This window comes from Mycobacterium sp. (assembly GCF_049280035.1).
In the GTDB taxonomy this organism is placed as follows: domain Bacteria; phylum Actinomycetota; class Actinomycetes; order Mycobacteriales; family Mycobacteriaceae; genus Mycobacterium.
Window position 1 is genome coordinate 1 of record NZ_JBAPPI010000792.1, and the last position, 2035, is coordinate 2035.

2 protein-coding genes are annotated in these 2035 nt (G+C 66.8%); both read left to right on the top strand.

The window, feature by feature from the left end:
* Positions 1–857 (top strand): cytochrome P450 (locus WAN71_RS25175; protein WP_422227931.1); only part of this gene is annotated, 857 nt, incomplete at its 5' end.
* A gap of 25 nt (positions 858–882) precedes the next feature.
* The coding region (locus WAN71_RS25180) for a class I adenylate-forming enzyme family protein (protein ID WP_422227932.1) at positions 883–2035 on the top strand (1153 nt) is incomplete at its 3' end.

The following is a 2035-nucleotide window of genomic DNA, read 5'->3' on the forward strand; positions in this document are numbered from 1 at the left end:
TGACCAATGAGGCCATCGATGCCTTTATCGAGCGCGGCGAGTGTGACCTTGTCACAGAGCTGACGACACCGCTGCCGGCGCGGTTGATCCTGCGGCTGTTGAACTTTGACGAGTCGCGGTTCATGGACTGGGTCGGCTGGGTGCACACCACCGTGCATGACCGTGCGCATGATCCGGAGAAGGCCGGAATCGCAGGGATGGAGATGTTCGGCGAAATCGTCAAGCACATGGAGCAGCGCCGCGCCGAGGGACTCGGAGATGACCTGTTCAGCGACATCTTGCGCGGAACGCTGAACGGCGAACCGCTCGACGACGGTCAGATCACCATGTACACGGTGCTGATGATGCTCGGTGGCATGGACACCACCAGCGGCTTCACCGGCAACGTGCTGTTGCGATTGTGCAAGGACGACGGGTTGCGCGCCAAGTTCAAGGCCGATCCGAGCCTGGTGAAGAAGTCCACCGACGAGCTGCTGCGCCTGTACACGCCGACGCTCGGCCTGGCGCGTACCGTCTCGCGCGACGCCGAATTCCACGGCCAGCAGCTGTGCCGGGGCGACCGGGCGATCCTGATGTGGGCGGCCGCCAACCGCGATCCCGCGATGTTCGAGAACCCTGACGAGCTTGACGTCGACCGCCCGAATGCCAAGAAGCACATGGCTTTTGGCGTGGGCATGCACCGCTGCCTGGGTTCGCACTATGCCAAGTTGATGTTCGACGTAATGGTCACCCAGGTGCTCGAGCGGCTACCCGATTTCGAGTTGGCCGGCGAGCCGAAACTGTTCGAGGACGCGGGCGAGGTGTACGCCGTGCGCGAACTGCCGGTCAGGTTCACGCCCGGCCCGCGCACGGGCTGACGGCGGGTAGGACGGGAGAAACGTGGTGACGGCTCGCACCATCGCCGGGCTGCTGGACGAGTGCGCCGCCAGCCGACCGAATCGCCCTCTGCTGCGCGACGTCGCCGGCGAGACGCTGACGGTGTCGCAGGTCGCCACGCTGGCATCGACCGCCGCGGAATGGTTGGCAGATGCCGGTGTGCGTGCCGGCATGACGGTCGCCTGGCAGCTGCCCTCACACGTCAACGCGGCGGTGGTGATGCTGGCCCTGGCCCGCATGCCCGTTGTGCAGGCCCCGGTGTTGCACCTCTATCGGCGCCGCGAGGTGTGCGCGGCAGTCGACGTCGCGCGCGCGGACATCCTGCTGGTTGACGAGTCGACGGCTGCCAACGCCGCACCTGGGATACGTACGGTCACGGTGCCTCCCGACTTCGTCCCCCGACTCCAGACGTCGTCGCCCGCAACCTCGGAGTTCGACGGGCCGCACTCCCCAGCGGAGCCGCGCTGGGTGTACTTCACCTCGGGCACCACCGGCCGCCCTAAAGCCGTACTCCACAGCGACGCCACCTTGCTCAGCGCCGCCCACGGTTATGTCGCCCATCTCGGTGTCGGCACCCATCCGCGGGAAGTCGGCACGATCGCCTTCCCCATCGCACACATCGGCGGCATGGTCTATCTCGCCACCGCTCTGTTCGGCGACTTTCCGGTGGTGCTCATTCCCAAGGTTTCCGCAGACGACCTGCCCCGGGTACTTGCCGAGCACCAGGTGACGGTGACCGGAGCGAGCACCGCGTTCTACCAGATGCTCCTCGCTGCCCAGATGGCCGCGCCGACAACCGAATTGCTGGTGCCATCGCTGCGGATGCTGATCGGCGGGGGTGCCGCGTGTCCGCCCGAGGTGCACAAGCAGGTGCGTGAACACCTACGCGTACCCGTCGTGCACGCCTACGGGATGACCGAGGCGCCGATGATCTGCGTCAGCGAAGCCACCGACACCGACGAGCAACTGGCCAACAGCGCGGGCCGGCCCATCCCTGGATCGCAGGTGCGAATCGCGGCGAACGGCGAGATCGAGTTGCGCGGCGCCAACCTGACACCGGGATACCTGGAGCATGAGCAGTGGGCCAACACGCTCACCGCGGACGGGTGGTTCCGCAGCGGCGACCGGGGTCACCTTCGCCCGGACGGGCGCATCGTGG